The sequence below is a fragment of the Pseudomonas spelaei genome, from assembly GCF_009724245.1.
Classification (GTDB): domain Bacteria; phylum Pseudomonadota; class Gammaproteobacteria; order Pseudomonadales; family Pseudomonadaceae; genus Aquipseudomonas; species Aquipseudomonas spelaei.
The window spans coordinates 1-2116 of the sequence record NZ_WNNK01000060.1; the positions used below are offsets into that span (position 1 = coordinate 1).

Annotated in this window: 2 protein-coding genes; both read left to right on the top strand. The window is 48.5% G+C overall.

Annotated elements, in window-relative coordinates:
• Positions 1 to 400 precede the first annotated feature (400 nt).
• Positions 401 to 925 carry an Ig-like domain-containing protein gene (locus GNF76_RS30035; protein WP_379652616.1) on the top strand — a complete coding sequence of 175 codons (525 nt, stop codon included), beginning with the start codon at positions 401 to 403 and terminating at the stop codon, positions 923 to 925.
• Between the two features lie 449 nt (positions 926 to 1374).
• The gene (locus GNF76_RS29165) at positions 1375 to 1833 is read left to right on the top strand and encodes a hypothetical protein (RefSeq protein WP_155586494.1); all 459 of its coding nucleotides are present in this window, start codon (positions 1375 to 1377) and stop codon (positions 1831 to 1833) included.
• Positions 1834 to 2116: the final 283 nt, after the last annotated feature.

Here is a 2116-nt window from a genome sequence, read left to right on the forward strand (position 1 = left end):
CACCATTGCGGCCGCCAATTTTCCCCGGCCGCTGATCAACGGCATCGCCAACAGTGGCACGCTGGACCTCAGTACCTTTGCCGGCAACGCAACAGCGGCCGTGGGCAAGTGGCGCCTGAGTGCGACCGGCCAACGGGTGTGGTTGACCTGTAGCAGCAGTGGTGTGGCGGACTTGGTAGTGTTGGCGAATTATCCGATTACGTCAGGGGAAGCGGCGAATGGGTTGGTGAATAAGGCTGTGTTGCGTAGTTGGTTGGCGGCGTTGCCTACAGGCCGTCAGATTACTGTGACGTGTAAAGTTACCTTTGACGGCAGCGCAACTGACTCGAGAGCAGTACAGTTTCAAAGCACAAACTATATAGTCAGGACCACCCCAAGGCTTACTATAGATCAAACCGATATGATATTTAGTGGTCGGAAATTTTCCCCAGTAGCTTCCCTGCGCTGGAATGACCTGGATATAGAATTCCGGAATTTTAGACCGGCCTCTGGCGGCACCTCACCCTACTACTACCAGTCATCCACCCCCTCAGTAGCTTCCGTCACATCTCAAGGAGTAGTCAGAGGTCTACGTGGGGGGGTTGCGACTATAACCGTTACCGACTCTTCCAGCCCAGCCCAAACAATAAGTTACACTGTTCGCTCATCAATTGTAGTCCATCAGGTTCTGCATAACTCATCACGTCTAATTGGCAGCGAGTCTCGAACTTGGATTGCTTCGGTTGGAGGAAGCTATCTACCCTTAACATCAGACACACTTAACGATTTGAGGGCGCAGTACTCACCTGGAATATCAGATGATTACAACATGGGCTCAAATAGCCCTGACCCTTTTTGGTCGGAAAACGTTTTATTGTCCGGTTGGAGTTTCGGTGTTGGGCAAGCTACAGACAGAAGAGAAACAGTATGTTATCGAGTAATCTAATCACCGAGGCGATTGGCGCCAGAGAAGCTGGGGAAATACTACCTAAATAATTTTCCCTACTTTGGAAAAGACCAAAATACGGGACAGATCTATTTATCAGACCTGTCCCGTTCTACTTTGTTCTCTCGCTCTACAGGCCGGTCAAGCCGTGTTCTTTCGTTCAGAACTAAAGTTCCTTGAGCATTTGTTCGAAAGTCCCGTAACCAGACCCGTTGCGAAATCATTGATGCCACCTGCCATCGTGGCCGCCTATTCTTTCCACACCATCAACTTGGAGATTACGACCCGATGAACGGTATTAAATCAATATAAAACCTGTTAATTTTGACAGTATACAACCCCCCTCAACATTGATTAACTGATCACGCAACCATTTTACCAGCCAGCAGCAGACAACAAACGCGCTAGTTAAATAGACCCATAAATACCGCACATTCAAGGAGCTTCAAATGAGCAGTTCGGACGACATCAAAGACAACACAAAATTCAACGCCAACTTTAATGAATGGTTCTCCACTGATGACTTAGGTGCTATCGGAACTGTCGATGGCTTGGGAAAAGGGAACACTTGCTACAGGGCAAATATTTCCCATAACAACACAGACATGAGAAAGCGCTATGAGATACCATTCAAACAAGGAGAAGAGTTAACGTTCAAGTTCGACATGCGCACTTACCCAACCACCGCTGTCACTGAAATTCTCATAACTGCCATGGGCGCTCCTGCCGGAAGCCACACGAGCATCCCGACCCAACCTGCGGATGGACAGTGGCATACATACTCCGGTAAGTACATACCGACAATTTCTGGCCTCTTTGAATTTTGGTTAAGAATCTACACTATTGACACAGAACCATACTCTTATTTGGAGATTGACAATCTTCATGTCAAATACCAACCAGCATAAATTTAACATCCACTCCCTATAATAAGCGGGGCAGAACTATTTTTAACAGTTCTGCCCCGCTTTACTTGAACGATCTGCAATCCACCCGCTCTTCTCACCCTGCCTTCGTTGCCCATCAATACGTTAGTGCGGACGATCACTGCCACATGGGGTGCGCAACCGTGTACTTGATCGGCATGGTCAAAATCCTGGAGACCGAGCGCTGGATCGCCTGCAACCCAAGGCCTCACACACTCTTCCCAATGTCCTTTAATCCCTATGGGAGTGGGCTTGCCCGCGATGA

Coding starts and splice junctions, on each gene's coding strand:
- GNF76_RS30035 (WP_379652616.1), top strand. CDS start 401: ATGATATTTAGTGGTCGGAAATTTTCCCCAGTAGCTTCCCTGCGCTGG.
- GNF76_RS29165 (WP_155586494.1), top strand. CDS start 1,375: ATGAGCAGTTCGGACGACATCAAAGACAACACAAAATTCAACGCCAAC.